Origin of the sequence: Fibrobacter sp. UWB15, from assembly GCF_900177705.1 — a bacterium.
Lineage (GTDB): Bacteria > Fibrobacterota > Fibrobacteria > Fibrobacterales > Fibrobacteraceae > Fibrobacter.
This window is the reverse complement of sequence record NZ_FXBA01000007.1, coordinates 104931-124741: the sequence shown is the minus strand read 5'-3', so window position 1 is coordinate 124741 and position 19811 is coordinate 104931. Positions and strand designations below refer to the sequence as shown.

Annotated in this window: 13 protein-coding genes and 1 tRNA gene; 6 read left to right on the top strand and 8 right to left on the bottom strand. The window is 50.3% G+C overall.

All coding sequences use genetic code 11. The annotated features are described in order from the left end of the window. Nucleotides 1-18 precede the first annotated feature (18 nt). From B9Y58_RS10820 to B9Y58_RS10805, 4 genes are all read right to left on the bottom strand, one after another. Nucleotides 19-2016 (bottom strand): LTA synthase family protein, encoded by a 1998-nt coding sequence (locus B9Y58_RS10820; RefSeq protein WP_233247939.1) that lies wholly within the window; start codon nucleotides 2014-2016, stop codon nucleotides 19-21. 2 nt (nucleotides 2017-2018) lie between these two features. After that, a complete protein-coding gene (locus tag B9Y58_RS10815) occupies nucleotides 2019-3182 on the bottom strand; it encodes a glycosyltransferase (RefSeq protein ID WP_073056364.1) in 1164 nt (387 codons plus the stop codon). Further along, complete coding sequence (locus tag B9Y58_RS10810; RefSeq protein ID WP_073056366.1) at nucleotides 3179-4216, bottom strand: glycosyltransferase family protein; 1038 nt, start codon at nucleotides 4214-4216, stop codon at nucleotides 3179-3181. Before B9Y58_RS10810 ends, B9Y58_RS10815 begins: the two co-directional genes overlap by 4 nt. An 80-nt stretch (nucleotides 4217-4296) precedes the next feature. Beyond that, on the bottom strand, nucleotides 4297-4638 hold the full coding sequence (locus tag B9Y58_RS10805; RefSeq protein WP_072798295.1) for a hypothetical protein: 342 nt from the start codon (nucleotides 4636-4638) through the stop codon (nucleotides 4297-4299). 264 nt (nucleotides 4639-4902) lie between these two features. On the opposite strand from B9Y58_RS10805, the gene B9Y58_RS10800 reads away from it, so the two are divergent. Then, nucleotides 4903-6051: an ATP-binding protein gene (locus B9Y58_RS10800; protein WP_073056368.1), complete on the top strand. Its 1149-nt coding sequence runs from the start codon at nucleotides 4903-4905 to the stop codon at nucleotides 6049-6051. 35 nt (nucleotides 6052-6086) lie between these two features. Here the strand turns inward: B9Y58_RS10800 and B9Y58_RS14425 are convergent, their stop codons facing one another. The 4 genes from B9Y58_RS14425 to B9Y58_RS10780 all read right to left on the bottom strand — a co-directional run bounded on the left by B9Y58_RS14425 (nucleotide 6087) and on the right by B9Y58_RS10780 (nucleotide 10272). Further along, nucleotides 6087-6947 carry a T9SS type A sorting domain-containing protein gene (locus B9Y58_RS14425; protein WP_143154684.1) on the bottom strand — a complete coding sequence of 287 codons (861 nt, stop codon included), beginning with the start codon at nucleotides 6945-6947 and terminating at the stop codon, nucleotides 6087-6089. Nucleotides 6948-8490: 1543 nt separating this feature from the next. After that, nucleotides 8491-9147 (bottom strand): hypothetical protein, encoded by a 657-nt coding sequence (locus B9Y58_RS10790; protein WP_088657061.1) that lies wholly within the window; start codon nucleotides 9145-9147, stop codon nucleotides 8491-8493. Next, entirely contained in the window at nucleotides 9137-9973 is an 837-nt protein-coding gene (locus tag B9Y58_RS10785; RefSeq protein WP_073056374.1) for a TIGR02147 family protein, read from the bottom strand. Before B9Y58_RS10785 ends, B9Y58_RS10790 begins: the two co-directional genes overlap by 11 nt. 210 nt (nucleotides 9974-10183) lie before the next feature. Continuing rightward, nucleotides 10184-10272: transfer RNA gene (locus B9Y58_RS10780), tRNA-Ser, on the bottom strand. 137 nt (nucleotides 10273-10409) lie between these two features. Between B9Y58_RS10780 and B9Y58_RS10775 the strand changes: the two genes are divergently transcribed. The 5 genes from B9Y58_RS10775 (at nucleotide 10410) to B9Y58_RS14420 (ending at nucleotide 19803) form a co-directional block, all read left to right on the top strand. Continuing rightward, nucleotides 10410-13658 (top strand): transglycosylase domain-containing protein, encoded by a 3249-nt coding sequence (locus B9Y58_RS10775; protein ID WP_073056376.1) that lies wholly within the window; start codon nucleotides 10410-10412, stop codon nucleotides 13656-13658. Between the two features lie 22 nt (nucleotides 13659-13680). Further along, nucleotides 13681-15888 (top strand): excinuclease ABC subunit UvrB, encoded by a 2208-nt coding sequence (uvrB, locus tag B9Y58_RS10770; protein ID WP_083532305.1) that lies wholly within the window; start codon nucleotides 13681-13683, stop codon nucleotides 15886-15888. 143 nt (nucleotides 15889-16031) lie between these two features. Next, nucleotides 16032-17090 carry a hypothetical protein gene (locus B9Y58_RS10765; protein ID WP_073056380.1) on the top strand — a complete coding sequence of 353 codons (1059 nt, stop codon included), beginning with the start codon at nucleotides 16032-16034 and terminating at the stop codon, nucleotides 17088-17090. A 99-nt stretch (nucleotides 17091-17189) separates the two neighbouring features. Then, on the top strand, nucleotides 17190-18824 hold the full coding sequence (gene gpmI, locus B9Y58_RS10760; RefSeq protein ID WP_073056382.1) for a 2,3-bisphosphoglycerate-independent phosphoglycerate mutase: 1635 nt from the start codon (nucleotides 17190-17192) through the stop codon (nucleotides 18822-18824). Nucleotides 18825-18966: 142 nt separating this feature from the next. Beyond that, nucleotides 18967-19803: a hypothetical protein gene (locus B9Y58_RS14420; RefSeq protein WP_143154685.1), complete on the top strand. Its 837-nt coding sequence runs from the start codon at nucleotides 18967-18969 to the stop codon at nucleotides 19801-19803. The last annotated feature ends 8 nt before the right edge of the window (nucleotides 19804-19811 follow it).

Sequence of the window (19811 nt, the reverse complement as noted above, 5' to 3'; positions counted from 1 at the left end):
GCAAGGATGAATTACACTCTAGCGCATCATGATATCGTTGCGAAGCACAGAGCGAACGGCTCTAGCAGCGCCTACCGCTTTCTTTTTCCAGGCGAGGTCTGCGGCATCGGTCGTGACCACATAAGGGCTTTCTCCGCCAACACCTGCGCGGTAAACATCTTCGTTTTCGAGACCACCTGTAAGCACATGGTCACGGAAGCCCAAGTAGTAGGCGTTTTGCGAGAAGAATACCGAAGGCTGATTTGCCGGACGTTCCTGCGCGAGCAAGTCGTAACCCCAGAAATGGTTCGGTTCACGCACCTGCGCAAGGTCGAAAATCGTCGGGCCCAAATCAAGCTGCGAGGCCACATCTTCGCGAACGGTAAGTCCGCTAAACAAATTCGTGTCGGCCGAGAAAATGCCAATAAAAATCTGCGATGCCGAAAGGCCAAGCGGCTGGGGAACCAAATAATCAATAGAATCTACAGGAGTATCGTGGTCACCCAAAATAAAGACAACGGTATTCTTGAAATCGGAGCGTTTGGAAAGCGATTCGAAGAATCGACCGAGTTGCTTATCGGTATAGCGAATGGCATTGCGGTAGCGAACCATGGCGTCTTCGGGCTTTTCGGCAAAATCATCGGGATAGCCGTAGAACGGAATGTGCGAAGAAATGGTATTGAACGAAAGCTGCCAAGGCTTGTCCGTGGGCATTTTCTGGAGCAAATCAATTGCCAAATCAGCACCTAGACTATCGGCCGTTCCCTCTACCTTTTCTTCACCAATCAAGTGCCAATCTTTTTCGAAGAACTTTTCGATAAAGGGCAGCGTATGGTCAAAAATCGGGTTCGAAACCGTCGCATACGCACGCTGATAGTTTGTCAAAAATTCAGGCCAACCCTTGAACTTGTTTGCAGCATAAAAACTCGGCACATCGCGGTTCGGGTGCGAAGGAAATCCCATATAGGTCGCCATTGTACCGCGTACCGTGGGGTAACCGCCGCTAAAGGCATGCTTGAACCAGAGGCCGCCACCCAGCGAATTTCCGGCGGAATCTTTTTCATAATAGCCGCCGTTTGCAAGTTTCCAGATATTCGGCGCCACAGTCGTATCGCCTTCAAGCATCTTGTTAAAGATACGGCCCTTGAACGATTCGCCCATGATGAACACGATGTTGTAAGGCTTTTTCGCCCTGTATTCGTGCGTCGGAGCGCTCCGGTACATCGGAAGTTCAAGGGAATTCTCGCGGCCAGCCGCAAAATCCTTCGGCAAGAAGGCGTCCAAATCACTCACCAACTCTTCGGTAATTTTGGCGTTGTCGTGAATGAATTCGAAAGTTTCAACCGCCGCAATATGCAAAATCGGCGCCGTCAGCGTGTGCTTGCCTAAGGTAAAGCGCATGTCGACTTTCGTGTGCGTCACGGGAATTTCGATCCAGCCGCGAGTGCCCGTAAGGAACAGCACGAGCGGCGTAAGCGAGAGAGCCATGCCAATGGCGAACATCGCTCCCGGAATTTTACGGGAGGCGTTCTTCCAGGCGCCGCCCGCATTATTCAACACGAGCGTGCGGCGCTGTTTACGGAGCCGGAGCGAGTAGACGGTTACAAAAGCGATTGCGCCCGCAAGGCAGAGGACTACCATTGTTACCCAAAGCACCGTCCCGAGCATGTCGCCACCGAGAGTCGAAACCGTCGTGGCATCGGTGATATTTGAAATATGGAAATACGTGCGCAAGAACGAATAAGAAAGACGCTGGTGCGAAAACCGGAAAACGTCGTAGTCCGCGACTGCGGCAAAAAAGTAGAGCCCGTAAAAAATCGCAAGACCGCGGGGGGAGCGCGCAAAGCCAAAAAGGCCCGCCATTGCAAGCACCGCACCGAACGCCATGAAAATCTGCCAGAGGGTTTTACCCTCGAACATTTCGGACATCGAAAGTCCCAAGGGATCGGGCAAGCTATAGAAGAAAATCAATAGCACGCTCTGCACCACCAGGGCCACAAGCGCCATCGCAAGGTAAGGATTTTTCAAAAAGCGCACGATTAAACCTTCAAGATAAAATTCACCGCTTCTTCGAGGTCAGCAATCTGGCGGGTATGCACTTCAAGATAGCGCTTGGGCGCGCGGGCCGCATACTCGTCGAAAATCTTGGAATCGAGCAATTGCACCAGGCGGTTCTTGATTTCGCTTACGGAATACGGGTCAAAGTACAGCACAGCATCGCCACAGATTTCGGGAATTGAAGTCGTACCGCTTGCGGCCACAGGTACGCCGTAACGCATGGACTGCACCGGCGGGTAGCCAAAGCCCTCGTTCAAGCTCGGGAATACAAAGGCATAGGCGTTCTGGTGCAAGAATTCCAGTTCCCTGTTTTCGACATAGCCGAGCAGCACAAAGCGGTCTTTGTGCTTGAGGTGACGCAAGTAAGCTTTGGGGTTTGCGGCCCCGGTAATCACCATCTTAAAATCAAACGGTTTGCCTTGCGACTGATACATACCGACCAGTTCATCAAAAGCCTTGGCCGCACGCAGGTTATTCTTTTCCCAGCGGGCACCGCTCGTGAGCAAGAAATACTTTTTTGCAGCCACTCCCGGCGGCAGGAATCCCTCGGGTTCGTACGCCGTCATGGGGCTGTAAAATACCGGAATTTCCAAATCCAGAAGTTCCGGGAAGAACGACTTAATCGAGGCGCGGCTGTGTTCGCTCACTGTAATGGTACGGGCTTTGCCCTCGGCCATGCGGGCCGCGAGCGCTTGGTACTTGGGCTTGTAGAAGTACTTTTTCCAACTTTCGCGGTAACGCACCAGCGCCTCGAACTTCTGTCCGAGTTTCTTGGCGAAACCGACGCCCGCCCAGCTGTACTGCATTTCAAGTGCACGCACACCGTGCCAGGTAAACACGAAATCCTTCACATTAATGTCCCACTTTTTTTCAAGGGAATAAAGCGGGGTGTAAAAGGAGTCAATCTGATTTTCGTCGATAATCTGCTGCGGCGTTTTTTCGTTGATGTCGAACAGCGGAATGTTCTGTGTTTTGCAGGCATCGAGAATCATCGGATCCAGATACTTGCGGCTATCGTAGGCGCAGCTGAACTGCACGCCGCGCTTGACCAGCGCCCAGAAAATCACTTCGCCGTAAGAGCCACCGCCGTGGAACTTGGCGCTATGAATCGGCTGTACCGCGACCAAATTGAAAAGCAGGTTCACTTGCGGCCCCCGCGATTATCCTTCCCGAGAAGCGTTCCCAAAATTCTCAGCGGGAACACGAGGAACGGCATCTTCTTATAAATCCAGGCGAGCGACTTGGCGAAGGCGTAGCTGCGAATAATGTAGGCGCCCGCAGCCCCCACCTTACGGGTCTGGAATTCAAATTCTTCCTTGGCGTGAGCAATCACGTCGTCGTAGTACTCGTTAATCGTAATGCTCTTGTCGGCGTTGACCTTCACCGGAATGTTCTTCAGGTTCGTGTAGAAGTCCTTGCGTAAAATCTTGGGCAAGAACAGATCCATGCTGGCAGGCACCTTGTGGCCTCGGGTATCGATGATTCGCGAACCGAAGAAGTGCAGCACCTTTGCCGTGGGCAAGAAGCGGTTGCCGTAAGCCAGCTGGCAGTTCCAACCGCCGGGCATTTTTTGCGTAATGTAGTTGAACTTGAAGTTTGTCTCGGCGAGGCTTGCCATGTCGTAGGGGAAATTCTTGGACACGCAATAGAGCCAGAGTTCGTGCCAAGTCTCAAAAAATTTGCGGGCTTCGGGAGTGTCTGCTGCAAACATCACGCCCCCGTTAAAGATTTCGTCGTTCAGAATCGGCGAAAAGCCCATCATCTTCGCGTTGTTCAAAACCTTTTTGCGGTTGATGGCCTTCGAGAGGTTCGTGTGGAAGTCGAGTACCGCGTAAATGCCGCCCTTCCATTCTTCGGGAATCGAGAGGTCGCCCACGATAGCGATGTCGGAATCCATGTACAGAAAATCGCCGTCGACCACATTGCGCATGACCGTCTTGAGGTAGCGGGAACGCAGCATGGGCGTAAACTTTTCGTCGAGAGTTAGTACCTTGAGTTCATCCACCGCGTCTTTAAGGACCGCACGCGGGCCAGTGAGAGTCGCCGCCGTCTTGTCGTCGGTCAAGAGCGTCACAAAGGCGCCCGGGTTATGGACGCGGAGCGACGCAATCGCCACCAGCGTCTGTTCGCAGAAAAAATCCTTCGGGGAACTCGTCAGAACAAAAAGGTACTTTGTCATGGGTCAAATATACCTTTATTATAAGAAAAACTCCGATTCCCGAGCCGGAAATCGGATAAATTGCAAAAACAAGAGGTTAATTAGCCTGCCTGGGCGGCTTCGAGCTTGCTGATTTCGCCGGCCTGCTTGTCGCAGACATTCTTCAGGTTGTTGATTTCGGCGTCTTTCTTTGCAAGCTGGTCCTTAAGATCTTCGCACTGGGCGGCGTAAGTCTGCTTGGCTTCGGTCTGGGTCTTGAGATCGTTCAGCAAGCTGTCGGCAGAGTTGCGCAGGCTCTGGACGGTGTCTTCGGCATCCTTGAGCGCGGCATCGTTGTCGCAAGAATCATCTTCGTCGTCGCACATGGCCTTGAGTTTTTTAGAGGCAGCAATAGCAGCAACAGCGCCCAAGGCAAGACCGGCAAAAAAACTTGATGCTTTCATTTTTAAGCTCCTTGAAAAATCTTTTCCTATAATATCCATTCTGAAAATAGAAAAATCAAGTAAAAAAAGACCCAAAGAGGTCTTTTTTTCGGATTTTTTTGAGATTATAGCGAATATTTGGCACAGATTCGCATAATTTAAGAGTTATTCATCAATTCAGAGCACTATATATGAATTTCATAAAACAGATTATATGTTTTTCATAAATAAAACTATTGATTTTTCATAGCAAATCATTTATATTTAAATAAAAAGGGCATAATTATGATTGAAAGGGCTATTTCCGAGACTATTCTGGATAAAACAGCGAAATTTTCCGTGGTAACGCTGACGGGACCCAGGCAAAGTGGCAAATCCACATTGCTAAAATCGTGCTTTGCTGACTACAAGTACATTTCACTAGAAGACCCCGACGTTCGTCAACTCGCTGAAAACGATCCCCGCGGATTCCTAAAGGACTGCGGAACAAAATCTATTATAGACGAGGCGCAACGCGTTCCAGACTTATTTTCCTATCTACAGACAATCGTGGATTCTCGTGACGAATGCGGACAGTTTATTTTGTCCGGTTCGCACAATTTCTTGCTGATGGAAAGCATCTCGCAAAGCCTTGCCGGACGCACGAGTATCCTCAAACTGTTTCCATTCTCCACAGCAGAATTGCAAGTTGCAGACAAACTTCCAAACGACCTTGACGAGATTCTGCTCAAAGGTTGTTATCCACGACTTTACGACAAGAAAATTACTGCAAAGGAATATTTTACATCTTACCTACAGACGTATGTCGAACGAGATGTCCGCTTATTGCGAAACATAACCAACATGGCGGCATTCAAAAGATTTCTCAAACTATGCGCGGCAAACGTCGGATCCATTTTGAACGTAGCCTCGCTTGCCAAAGATGCGGGAATATCCGTCATAACGGCAAACTCATGGATTTCGATTCTTGAAGCGAGTTTTATACTTCTTCGCCTACCTCCATACTATAAGAATTTTTCGAAAAGAGTCATCAAATCGCCTAAAATTTATTTCTGCGACACGGGGCTACTTTGCAATTTATTGAACATTTTCAACCAGGAACAATTGCAAAAAAGTGGATTGCGCGGAGCAATCTTCGAAAATTTCGTGGTTACTGAATACATGAAAAAAGCACTGTTTAAAGGCGAAGAACCGCAGCTCTATTTTTGGCGCGACACGAACCAGAATGAAGTCGACTTGCTTTGCGAAACCGATGGTGAACTGAGCGCCATCGAAATCAAATCTGGCGAAACAAAGAACCAGAAATTCTACGACGGATTGAAAAAATTCGCCGAAGTCGCAAACATTCCGCTATCGAACACAAGAGTTGTCTATGGCGGAGACGATTCTTACCGCGGGGAAAATCAGAAATTCATCAGTTGGAAAGAAATATAAAAGCCCCGATAACCAAGGTTATGGGGCAACGAGGCTTACTTGAGCGTCACGCTACGGCTTATTCCGTTCACTCGGACAATGTAGCTGCCGGGTGTTTGCATAGTAATTGCAGTCATTCCCGTTGCCGAGAGCGGCTTCGCAACAACCAAGTGACCGAGCGCATCGAAGATGCGGACATTCCCGCCCTGAGTATTGGAGAGCGTAATCGTCATGCCATTCACCGCAAGGTTGAATGTTTTTTGCGGGGGTGCCATCACGAAATTCGACTTCTCCGACGAACTGCTATTTGCCTTTGACGACGAAGATTTTGCCGAGGACGAAGACTTCGCCGATGAAGATGACTTCGCTTCGCTTGAAGAAGATTCCTGCTTTGCAGAAGAACTACTCGGCACAACGCTAGACGAACTCTGTTCTTCAGAAGAACTCGAAGGCGGAGCCACAGAACTGCTACTGGATTCTTCGCTACTGCTCAGAATGACGTCAGAAGAGGAACTGCTAGCCGGAATTTGCGACGAGCTGGATTCAACAGACGATGACGAAACAGACGAAGACGATTCCGCGCTTGAACTACTCGACTGCAAGCTGCTAGAAAAACCATACTTGGAGTAGAACTCTTCGCAGGTTCCCTCACTTACAAGAATCGGATAATTGCCCTCGCAGTATTGCCAGATTCCGCTATCGTCATCAAGACCGGCATTCGTGTTGAGAGTTTCAACAAAAGCCGGCGACTGCATGACCGCAGTAGTTTTGCCGAGGACATTAAACGACTTTGATGAATCAACCGCAACAGCCTTAATTGTTTTTGTATAATTTTCAGCCATAACATCTTTATCAAAATACACATTACTCATGTTTGTCTTTGCCGAGGCCATATTTACAATTCCTGAAAGTACCATATCATCCGATATATCGGTATCAGCCTTTAGAACAACGTACGAATTACTAATAGATGCCCCGCGATCAGCCGGTGTGTAATCTGAGCCAGAGACTTTCAAACCTCGCGTATCGCGAGTCAAACCAGCCCAATAAAGCTTTTTTGTTGTTTCATTAGAATTTGCACTTTTTTGTCCAATATGAAGCAATCCATGACAATCCTCAACATCCGTATTAAATGCCGTTCCCATAAGTCCACCCACATATACGTAGTTCATCCCGACAGAATTTTTTAATAATGAACTTAGCCAAAAACTATTTATATGCATTTCGGAATATGATTGGTAAATTTTAGCAGAACTATATGTTATATTGGCTCCGACTAGCCCTCCAATAACGAAATCATGATGATAGTCATCAGAAACGTTTAGTATATCTATTGTTAATGTAGCACGACATTTCTGAATCAAGCCGGAATTTACTCCTGAAATTCCCCCCGAAAAAACATTTCCATCCAAATTATAGTCCGAATTAGAAACACCAACCCATGATCTTATATAAAGATTGCCTATTGTATTCTCAATGACTCCTCTGCTTTCATTTTTTGCAGCAACGCCTCCAATATACCTTATGCCATTCAAATAGCTGTCAAGTCTCAACCAACTAACTTTAGGCAAGAGGACTTTCCCCGAAGAATTTCTTATAGAACCTGAATTATAGACAACTATTCCCCCAAGAGCCCCATCTTTTCGGTAATAATACACACCATCTTCAAGGGTATTCGATTCTCTTAGGTTTATAACGCTTTCAGAAGAATCAATCAAGCCGTCATTATATATAGAAATCCCGCCAACAATTGAATCTGATCGAACAGTATTGCCAGATATTCCTGCACGAACAAATATCCCAACATTATTGCAAGATATTATTTTCCCATCTTTTGCGTTCTCATACGCAATACCCGACGCCACTCCTCGGCGACCATTGATGCTTCCTGAAATATCGGCAAAATTAGAACATTTTCTTATCGTTCCCGAATTAAGATAGGCAAACCCGTAGGCAGTTTGCCCATAAAGTTCTACATTTTCAATTAAGCCTTTATTTGTATCAACAACACTTTTATATTTTGTATTCTTCAAAACCAAATTCTTAATGACCGCATTTGCCGTATTCTCATCAACAAAGAAGGTTCCCTTCGCGCCATAAATAGATTTTCCATTGCCATCGATTATTCCATCGAACGGATTTGTTCTATTTCCTATTGGAGCCACATTATTAGAACTAAGTTTCGTAGTGTCATCCATATAGTAGATGTTATTCTCCAATATGGCGTTAATAGATGTTTTGCCATTATTCGTTACCTGATACGCAAACCACGCCAGTTCACTCGGGCTTGTAATAACATAATATTCAACACCATCTATTTCCTTTGATGACGGCTTTGAAGTAGAGCCATCCCAATCTTCGGCAAAAGCCGTGCTGAATAGCCCTGCCAGCAGGCAGAGGATGATTGTCTTGAAAGCCGAGAAGCGGCATAGACAGGTGATTACACATGTAGTAGTCATTTTACTTACCCTCCATACATTTGTTTTTCATTTTTTCGGCAGCCTTGTCCAAAATACTGTCGGCGCTTTCTGTCAAATGACCGATGAACGTTGAACATGTCACGTGCAATTCGGTATCCTTGCAGGTTCCTATATGGCGATACAAAGTTCCGCCGCCTTTTTCACAAGTATTTGCAAAATCAGAAATTTCTTTTTCGCAGCGGGATTCGGAAACAGTATTATATTCCATTTTCAGATGGGACGTAACGCCGCTGTCATCTGCAGTCAAGAAGAACGTCCATAAAATAGATACTTCATTATATTCCGCATTCAGCACTCCGTATTCCGAGCGATAGATATTGATGATGCAATTGGATAACGGATTATCCCATTCATAATAGAAATATTTTTCATGTTCGCCGCTGAACCTAATTTCGAACCAGAACCTGGTAGTATCCCTTTCATAATCGTCAATATCTGCCGGTATGCCATCAACAAAGTTCTTGACAGAATCAACTTGATGTTCTAGAATCAACTTTTCATCCGCAGAAATTTCTGCCACAGAATTATCATCTACGGTTGCACCCGCCGTAGATTTTTCGGAACATGCGGCAAGTCCCAACAAGGCGCCGCACAAAGCAAGCCAAAGCGCAACATTTCCAAGCATCTTACTTTTCATCGTCTGCACCTTCTATTTTCTGAGTCAACGGGAACAGTTGCAAATTCAGGCGCAACACTCGATCCACCTTGTCGTCATTCGCAATGATTTCTAGAACCTGGTTACGGCACTGTTTCAAGGTTTCGACAATTTTTTCAAAGGCACCATCCGAAACACCCATGGTAACCCCCGCAACATAACGTTCATCCGCAGCAAAGCGGTCAAGTGCATCTACCGCAAAGGTGGCCATTTGCCTGTTCATGGAACGCACGGCCAAAGACATCGACTGCGTGTCGCCACCCAGCAACTTATCTGTCTGCGAATAATTGCCGTCATCCGTCTTTTTAAGAATTCCCGCACGGACCTGGAACTCGATAGATTCCTTCACTTCTTTCGCAGAAACTTCATGAACGCACTTGCCTGCGATTTCTTTTGGCATAGCCCCCGGCATGGCAGGCGCCAATTCACGCACTACCGGGTGCACCCAAGAGTCGTAATACTTGTATGCATCGACACCGATGAGGTTTACCTTGCTCGCCTTCGCAATGGACTGCATTTCGGCATAAGCGAAACGTTTCTTGTCATCGGTCTTCGCCTGCGCAAACATCACCAAACTGAAGAAGTACTCTCGCTCGATACCGATAAAATTAAACGCATCAGCCACCTTGACGGTCGCTTTCTTTCCGAGATTTGCCTTACCCTCGCAAACCTGTTTCATGAACACTGGCGAAGCAAACCCCGCCATTTTCGAATAATCACGCCACGAAAATGCCGAAGTACGCTTTTTCCAGTCGTAAAAGTCTTGTAGATAACGACGAAAATCTTGATATTGCAAAATAGGAGCCATTAGTGTAAATCTATACAACCTCAGCCAATGCGTCAATATTTTTGATACAAAAAGTGATTTTTTGCACATTTAAGCAAGGTTTTTAGGGTTGTTTTTCAAATTTCATAAATTTGAATACGTTTTGAATACACCTAAAGGAGCTTATTCGTGACCACCCCTGACTTTAAGAAAGCAAAAGACCCTCCGGATTGCTCCAGAGGGTCTTTGCAGCGGGAAGAGCGAGATTCGAACTCGCGATAGGATTAAGTCCTATACGTCCTTAGCAGGGACGCGCCTTCGGCCAGCTCGGCCATCTTCCCATCTTGGGGACACAAATTTTAGATAAAATTCGGTAATTTTTCAAGGGTAAAGACGCAAAAATGGCAAATTTAGCCCCAAAATGGCATTTTTTTTTACATTACATGGAGCAAAAAACCAAATTTTCTAAATTTTATACATGCGTCTCTTCTCCAAATTGTTCAAAATCGTGGCCGCTTTTGCATTAGTCGGCCTCATTTGTTGCATTCCCGCCTATATCGTGGTCTTCAAGATACTCCCGACCCAGGATCCAGACAACCAGTTCAACCGTTCCACCATTCTGCAGGTGCTTTCGGGCGAAACCCGCGTCTATTATAATGACGGTGAAGAACTTTTGGGCGCCTTCTTTGACGCAAACCACCGCGTGTACGTGCCTTACGGCGACATTCCGGCCAATATCGTGAACGCCCTGATTGCCGCCGAAGACGCCGGCTACTGGACGCACTCCGGATTCAGCATTTACGGCTTTACCCGCGCCATGATTTCGAACATCAAGAGCGGCCACATGCGTCAAGGCGGTTCAACCCTTACCCAGCAGGCCGTAAAAAACATTTTCGGTCGCGAAGAACGAAGTATCAAGGAAAAGGGCAAGGAGCTCATTAACGCGCTCCGCATGGAAAAGCACTTTAGCAAAGAAGACATTCTGGAATTCTACCTGAACCAGTTCCACGTTTCGGGCACCGGTAAAGGGGTCGCTATTGCAGCCCAGTACTTCTTTAACAAGGAACTCAAGGACCTGACGCTTGCCGAATGCGCCTTTATTGCAGGTTCAGTAAAGGGCCCGTTCAACTACGACCCGTTTATTCAGCGTAGCGCCGAACGCCGCGAAAAGGCCCTGGCCCGCGGTAAGGAACGTTTGGAATATGTGCTCCGCCGCATGGTCGAAGAGAACTACATTTCTGAAGAAGAAATGAGCGAAGCGCTGGCCAAACCGCTGGAATTCAACCACGGCAACTTCCGCTTTAGCGTGAGCACCATGCTCGAACGTATTGAAGAAAAACTGGACGGCGAATTCTTCCAGAAAAAGTTTGAAGCCGAAGGAATCGAGGACTGGCGCAAGGCACAGCTTTCGATTACGACGACCGTAGATGCCCGCAGCCAGGACGCCGCAAAGACCGCTTTACAGGCAAACATCAGTGGACTCCAGATGCAGCTCGGCGGCTTCGTGCTCCCGAAGGCACAGTTTGCAAACCGCGCCCAGACGGCACGCAAGGGTGACTACCTGTACGGCACCGTCGACAGCATCATGGTCGATGACCAGGGAGGCCTGAAGGCATTGACTCTCAGCTTCGGCCAGCTCAAGGGCTTGGTTTCGGAAGCAGCCGTGAAGGACTTCGCGAAAAAGGCCGGCGGCGACGTGAACAAGATTTTGGCCCCGCAACTCAAGAAGGGAGCAATCCTCTTGGTGAGCATCATGGACGATAAGCTTGTAGACGGCTTTGCCCCTTGCCAGATTGAAACGGAACCCGTGCTGCAAGGCGCCCTGTTCGCTATCCAGAACGGCAACGTAATCGCAAGCCAGGGCGGTTTCCACAACACCGGATTCGACCGTAGCTTTAAGGCTGTGCGCCAGCTGGGTTCTAGCTGGAAGCCGATCCTTTATGCACTCGCCCTCAAGTACCACTGGAATTACCTGGACATGCTTGAAAACGACTTCAACGTTTTCCAGTTCACCAATCAGTTCTATTTTCCGCGTCCGGACCACAAGAACAAGGGTGACGTCGTAAGCATTGCCTGGTCTGCCACGCGTTCTGAAAACATTGCAAGTATTTGGCTTCTGGAGCACTTGCTCGACAAGCTTTCGCTCGAAGAATTCAACGACATTGCAGCCGTGAACGACATGGCACGCCACGAAGACGAAGACACCAAGAAGTTCTTTGAACGTCTGCGTGACAAGTACGGCCTGATTTTGAAAGAAGACACCAAGCGCGAAATCGAATTCACCAAAGCCCGCGACGCCCTTGCCGAACGCTACAGGCTCGAAGGTAAAGACGCCAAGGCGCTCGACGTGCTGAACCTGCGCTACGGAACCTTTAACGATGTCGCCGTGAAGCAGTCCAAGAAAGATGCGAAGACTCTCGGGTTCATCAAGCACAACTACAAGCGCTATTCCGAAATCTTGCGCGAACGCCAGGCACAAGAACTGGACCCGTCGATTGTGCTCCCGCCACTGGATTCCGTGGTATTGCTCAACCACTTTACACTCGCCGATATGAAGCGCCTTTCGACCATGATCGAACCGGTGGACAGCGAAGTGGATTACCTGGATGCCGAACACCTGCGATACTGGCCCGATTACAGGCGTTCGCTCGCCTTTGCCGAGTACGCACGTTTTGCCAAGGAAATCGGCATCAAGCAGAAGTTGCAGAAAGTGTTCAGTATGCCGCTCGGCGTGAACGACATTACGCTCGCCGAAATTTCGACGGCTTACCAGACGCTTTTAACCGGCAAGGTGTTCAAGTGCCTAGACGGCGACTGGACCGATCCGTGCTTCATCAAGGAAATCAAGAACCGCGACGGCAAGGTGATTTTCAAGAACAAGACCGAAAGCAAGGTAGTGCTTGGCGACACGATTACCTCGCAGATGGCAGTGATGTTGCATTCCGTGTTCGTAAACGGTACGGCACGCAGCCAGTACACGCACATTACGGTGACCTCGCCGGATAACGCCATTACGCTGCGCTACCCCGCCCTCGGTAAGACCGGTACCACCAACGATTACCGCAACGTGGCATTCCTCGGCGCGCTCCCGACTTACGTGAACGAGAAGAACGGCATTTCTACTGATTCCGTGATTGCTATCGGTAGCTATGTGGGCTTTGACGACAACAAGCCGCTGAAATCAGGCCGCACGCGTATTGCTGGCGCAAGCGGCGGCCTTCCGCAGTGGGCAGATTTTGCCAAGAAAGAAATCAATATTTTGGGACTGCCTGAAAAGATTGACTTCCTCGACATTTCGATGCTTGCCGCGGGCGAAGTTCCGCTGGTACTCCCGAACGAACGCGGTCAGCTGACGGTTGACCCGATGACCGGAAGCATTATCGCAGGCGGTAGCGCCGAACAAGGCCGCCCGCTCCCGTGGATTGAGGTTCCGGGATTCACGCCGCCGCAGGTACACGCCGCAGCTGCAGAAACCGCCGCCGAAAACGGAATCATGGTCAGTTTGCCCATGCCGGCCGCAGCACCCGCCGCCACCGCAGATTCTGCCAATGCAGCCGGCGCCGCCCCGAGTGCTCCTGCCGAAGGCTCTACCTCGGAAGGCGCCGCAGTGGCCGTGCCCGCACAACCGGCCCAGCCGAAGGCTGCCGCCATGCCCAAGGACGATGACTGGGATTTGCCTGAAGGCTTTGATAGCAAGAGCGCATTCGTTCCCATTGAAGCTGAATAACGCTTAGAGGCTAGGGCAAATCATGGCTCGCGCACGCAAGACAATTACACCTGACCCGTATGCAAAACCGATAGCGAAACCGCTACCGCCCGAGCAGAGTTTACCGGGGAAGTTGAAGCAGTTCCAGTCGCCGACCCGCGCGAACTTCGAGCTTGTGAGCCCTTACGGAGCGGCGGGCGACCAGCCGAAGGCCATCGAAGAACTAACGGCCGGATTCAAGAACGGCGAACAGTTCCAGACGCTCCTTGGCGTGACAGGTTCCGGCAAAACTTTCACGATGGCAAACGTCATCAAGAACGTGGGCAAGCCGACGCTGATCCTCACGCACAACAAGACGCTTGCGGCGCAACTTTACCAGGAATTCAAGGCGTTTTTCCCGCACAATGCAGTGGAATACTTCGTGAGCTACTACGATTACTTCCAGCCCGAAGCCTACATCCCGCACACGGACACGTTCATCGAGAAGGATGCCAGCATCAACGACGAGATCGACAAATTGCGCCTGCGCGCGACCGCGAACTTGCTCACCCGCCGCGACGTGATTATCGTTGCATCCGTAAGCTGCATCTACGGTTTGGGCAGCCCGAGCGAATATTTTGATTTGATGGTGCGCATCAAGAAGGGTGACGTTTACGACCGCGACAAGATTCTGCACGATTTGGTGCGAATTCAGTACACGAGAAACGATTTCAGCCTGGAACGCGGCAGCTTCCGCGTGCACGGCGACGTGATTGAAATCCACCCGAGCTACGACGAAGAAGGCCTCCGCATCGAGCTTTTCGGCGATGAAGTCGACAGGCTCGTTCGCTTCAACATCATTACCGGCGAAGTCACGCAGGAAATGGACGAGATGACCATCGCTCCGGCGAAGCACTTCGTCACGAAAGAAGAAGGCCGCGCAGGCATTTTGCAGCGCATGCAGATGGAACTGACCGACCGCCTTGCAGAACTCGACAAGGAAGGCAAGGTGCTGGAATCGGCCCGCCTTTCGAGCCGCACCCGCTACGACATGGAAATGATTCGCGAGACCGGCATGTGCAGCGGCATCGAGAACTACTCCCGCATTATCGAAAACCGCGCTCCGGGTACGCGCCCGTTTACGCTCATCGACTACTTCGGCGACGACTGGCTCTTGATGGTGGATGAATCCCACGTGAGTATTCCGCAGGTAGGCGGCATGGCCGAAGGCGATAAGAGCCGCAAGACAACGCTTGTGCAGTACGGGTTCCGCCTTCCTTGTGCGCTGGACAACCGCCCGATGAACTTCGCCGAATTCGAGTACATGTACCCGAAGCAGGTGCTATTCGTGAGTGCCACCCCCGGCGATTACGAACTTACCAAGACCGGCGGCGTCGTTACCGAACAAATTAACAGGCCGACCGGACTTCTGGATCCGAAAATCGAGATGTTCCCCATCAAGGGCCAGATGGACGTGCTGCTGTACCGCATCGAGGAAGTCGTCAAGAACGGCGACCGCGTGCTGGTGACGACCCTCACCAAGAAGATGGCGCAGGACCTCACCGACTTCTTTGTAGAAGCAGGCATCCGCGCACGTTACCTGCATAGCGACATCAAGACGCTAGAACGCCACGAACTCATCCGCGGACTCCGCACTGGTGAATTCGACGTACTCGTGGGCATCAACTTGCTGCGCGAAGGCCTCGACTTGCCCGAAGTGAGCATGGTCGCGATTCTCGACGCCGACAAGGAAGGATTCCTGCGTAACTACCGCAGCTTAATCCAGACAATGGGCCGCGCAAGCCGTAACGTGAACGGCACCGTACTGCTTTTTGCCGACAACATGACCGACAGCCTCGACAAGGCAATTACCGAAACCGCACGCCGCAGAGCCGTTCAGGAAGAATTCAACAAGGAACACGGTATCACGCCCAAATCCGTGACCCGCAAGCTCGAAGACGATTTGAGAATCAACGACCCGCTGGGCGACATCGGCGACGATTCTATCGATGAGGACTACGAAGACGACGGTAACGGAATCCGCCCGATGGAACCGCTACAGCCGAGCAGCAAGACGAAGAAGAAGGGCGCCCGCTACTCCAAGCGTGCGGATGGAGACGTCATTGCGAGCCGCAGGCGAAGCAATCCATCGCCGCACACCACGGACAACTCACAACTGGAAGACCTGGAAAAACAGATGAAAGAGGCCGCCGCGCGCCTCGATTTCGAGGAAGCGGCGCGACTTCGCGATATTATCCGGGGAATGAAGTAGATTTACATCACTTAAAACCGCATTTTTGAGCAAAAAAACGTGTTTTTCGAACCATTTTAGGCAAAATTTACACTTTTTTAATTGCATTTTAGCCCATTTTTGTTTATTTTCAAGGGCAGAAAAACTTTTTATGAGGAAAAATCATGAATTTTAAGAAACTTTTCATGGGTTCCGTTTTTGCCATTGGCGCTTTCGGACTCATTGCATGCGGAAGCGATAGCAAGTCTTCGACTGAACCTGGACAGGAAAAGCCGGGTGATCAGGTTGAAATTCCGACCCAGCAGGACGCCAATATTGTTTTGAGTAGCGACCTTGTCGGTGCAGGCCTTGCAGAAAATCACAGAGAAGACGGCGCAGGCATCATGCGTTTCAAGGGCCGTTTCAGCCTTGACATTACCGTTGACTCCCTGAACGAAAACAACGACCTTATCGCATTCACCGACATTGAATACAAGGTTCTTGACGCTGCAAACGCTCTTGTAGGCGTAGACATCAGACACAACGAAATTGCATTCCCCACCAGCGCAATCGATCTGAACTCCCAGGCCTCTGCTGGCGTGACCATCGATATGCACGACGCAGGTTTCACCGCTTGCGGCAACTACAACCTCATGGTTACCGTAAAAGCCAAGAATGGAGAAAAGGATTTCGAAAGCACCGTGCTGATTCCGTTCCCCCGCGACGCATTCTACTGCAAATCCGACGAACCGGATATTCCGCCGGAACCGGTCAAGCAGGAAGTCGCGATGAGCTTCTGCGAAGTTACTGACCTGTCCACAAACCTCGCCCCGGCCCTGAATCTCGCCACCTGCACCGCAGGGGCTACTGGCGACATCGTCTTTGCCAAGGCCAAGGTTGACGGCAATGCCGAACTCACTGCCACCGGCGCAACCGTTTCACTTGCTCCGATCAACAACAGCGACCTTCCGCCGTACACGGACGACTACGAAGTGGATATTTGGCCCGAAGACATGAACGCGGACCGTTCTCCGGCAACCGCCTACGTGAGCGACTTCAAGTTCAAGAGCACGGGCGCCACCCTTACCAACATGATTGAAAACTCCAACCAGATTTATGTTGCTCTGGCTCCGGGCTACAGCACTGAAACGGGCGTTGGCTTCTATGCCTTCGCCATCACTGATGCTGTTGAAGGCAACAACGGCGACTACAATATTACTGTGAAACTTTACAAGGTCCAGTAATCGGTTCTAAACCAAATTTAAAGGCTCCCCGTACATACGGGGAGTTTTTTGTGTTCTAAAAAAGCTATCTTTACGCCCGTAATTTAACAGGAGTAAACTATGCTCAAGAAGCTTTCCAATTTCCCCGGCATCAAGGGCCCGGTCGTAACCATCGTGATGGATGGTTTTGGTATCACCGATAAGGTCGAAGGCAACGCCATCAAGGCTGCCCGCACCCCGACTCTCGACAATCTCTTCAAGATGTACCCGAACGTGCTCCTGAAGGCTCACGGCCGCGCCGTGGGTATGCCGACCAACGAAGACATGGGTAACTCCGAAGTGGGCCACAACGCCATCGGTGCCGGCCAGGTGTACAACCAGGGTGCCGCCCTCGTGCAGGACGCCATCGTCTCTGGCGACATCTTCGGTCGCGATGCCTGGAAAGAAATCGCCTCCAACGTGCGTGACCACGGTTCCGTGCTTCACTTCATCGGCCTCTTCAGCGACGGCAACGTCCACTCCAACATCAGCCACCTCAAGGCCATGGTCGCCCAGGCCAAGAAAGAAGGCCTCAAGAAGGTCCGCGTGCACATTTTGCTCGACGGTCGTGACGTTCCGGAAACTTCCGCCCTCGATTACGTTGGCCCGTTCGAAAAGTTCCTCGACGAACTCCGCAGCCCGGAATTCGACGTCTGCATTGCTAGCGGCGGTGGCCGTATGCAGATTACCATGGACCGTTACAACGCAAACTGGAAGATGGTGGAACTCGGCTGGAAGACCCACGTGCTGGGCGAAGGCCGCTACTTCGACAACGCCACGCAGGCTATCGAAACGCTCCGTGGCGAAACCAAGGCTATTGACCAGGACCTCCCCCCGTTCGTGATTGCAAAGGACGGCGCTCCGGTCGGTACCATCAACGACGGCGACTCCGTGGTGTTCTTCAACTTCCGTGGCGACCGCGCTATCGAAATCACCCGCGCCTTCGAAGAAGAATCCTTCAACGAATTTGACCGCAAGCGCTTCCCGCATGTGTGCTACGCTGGCATGCTCCAGTACGACGGCGACCTCAAGCTTCCGAACCGCTTCCTCGTGCCGCCTCCGGCCATCAAGGAAACCAGCGGCGAATGGCTTTCCGAAACGGGCGTCAAGCAGTTCGCCTGCTCCGAAACGCAGAAATACGGCCACGTGACCTACTTCTGGAATGGCAACCGTTCCAGCAAGTTCGACGGCGAAACCTACCTCGAAATCGAATCTGACGTTGTTCCGTTCGAACAGCGCCCGTGGATGAAGGCCGCCGAAATCACCGACGCCATGATCGAAGCTTTGAAGAGCGGCAAGTACCAGACGCTCCGCTGCAACTTCCCGAACGGCGACATGGTGGGCCACACAGGTTCCTTCCGCGCTGCCACCATGGCTATCGAAGCCGTGGATATCGGCCTTGCGCGCCTGCTCCCGGTGATTGACGCTCTCGGTGGTGTCGCCATCATCACGGCTGACCACGGTAACGCCGACGAAATGTACGAAATCGACAAGAAGACCGGCATGCCGAAGGTCAACAAGGACGGTACCTTCAAGGCCAAGACGAGCCACACCTTGAACAAGGTTCCTTGCATCCTTTACGATAACGTAACGGGCGGCAAGCTCGGCCTCAAAGAAGGCGACTGGGGTCTGTCGAACATCGCTGCAACGACCGCGAACCTCCTCGGCCTCGAAAAGCACGAAGCGTGGGACGACAGTATGTTAATCATCAAATAATTGATGATTAACATAAAACAAAATTAAAAATGGAACCCGCGAGGGTTCCATTTTTACAATTTGTCCACAACAACGTTGCAAATAAATTGTACTGTTCTCTTTTTTTGTATATATTTATAGTCAACAAAAAAGGAGAACAATCATGTCTATTCGAAAATGCAAACGCAAACTAGCCCTGTGCATAGCATCCCTTTTTTGGGCGGCATGCGACAACGATTCTAGCAGTTCCGTGGCACCGGTTCCCGACCCGGAAACGAACGCTTCTAACGAAGTTTCAAGTAGTTCAGAATCGCAGACCGAGACTCCTTCTAGCAGTTCCGAGGAACAACCGGCTAACCCAGACATTCAGGAACCGGCTTCGTCTAGCAGCGAAATACCCAGCAGTTCTTCTTATTTCAACCCCGATTACCCGTACACGTTAGGGTTGCACCCATCGGTTCATTGCAAGGACTCGACATTCTACATTCCATCGCCTTGCGCTTCATACCGACCAAACTTAAAGACCGTCATGACCGAGCTCTCCGAGAACGAGGCTCTTTACGGCGTTCCGCCTCAAACGTGCACCATTCCCGCCCGAAATGATTCCATATTCAAATGCGATAACGGGATGATTTATTTCAAAAAGATGGCGTACGCCACAACAAAGTCTTTCGCTTTAGTCGGTGACACCATCGAACAATGTGCCCCAACAGCGGCAACCAACGGCGAAGCATGTCCTTCTGCAAAGGAATACTTCACCAATCAGGCCAAAAACGCCGAAGCCAGCACAAATTATCCAAACAAGTACACGTTGGCAGATAATACAACCCTCAACTGTAAGGATGCTTACGAGACCAAGCTCGACACCGTGAATGCCAACGGAGCGAAGTACGACCATTGGATCAACGAGCTCAAGCAAAAATGTGATGACGGGAACGAGTATACAACCGATGAGTTGATGGACTTAGTTTCCAAACAGAATTCCGCTAAACCGGACTAGATTTCCAA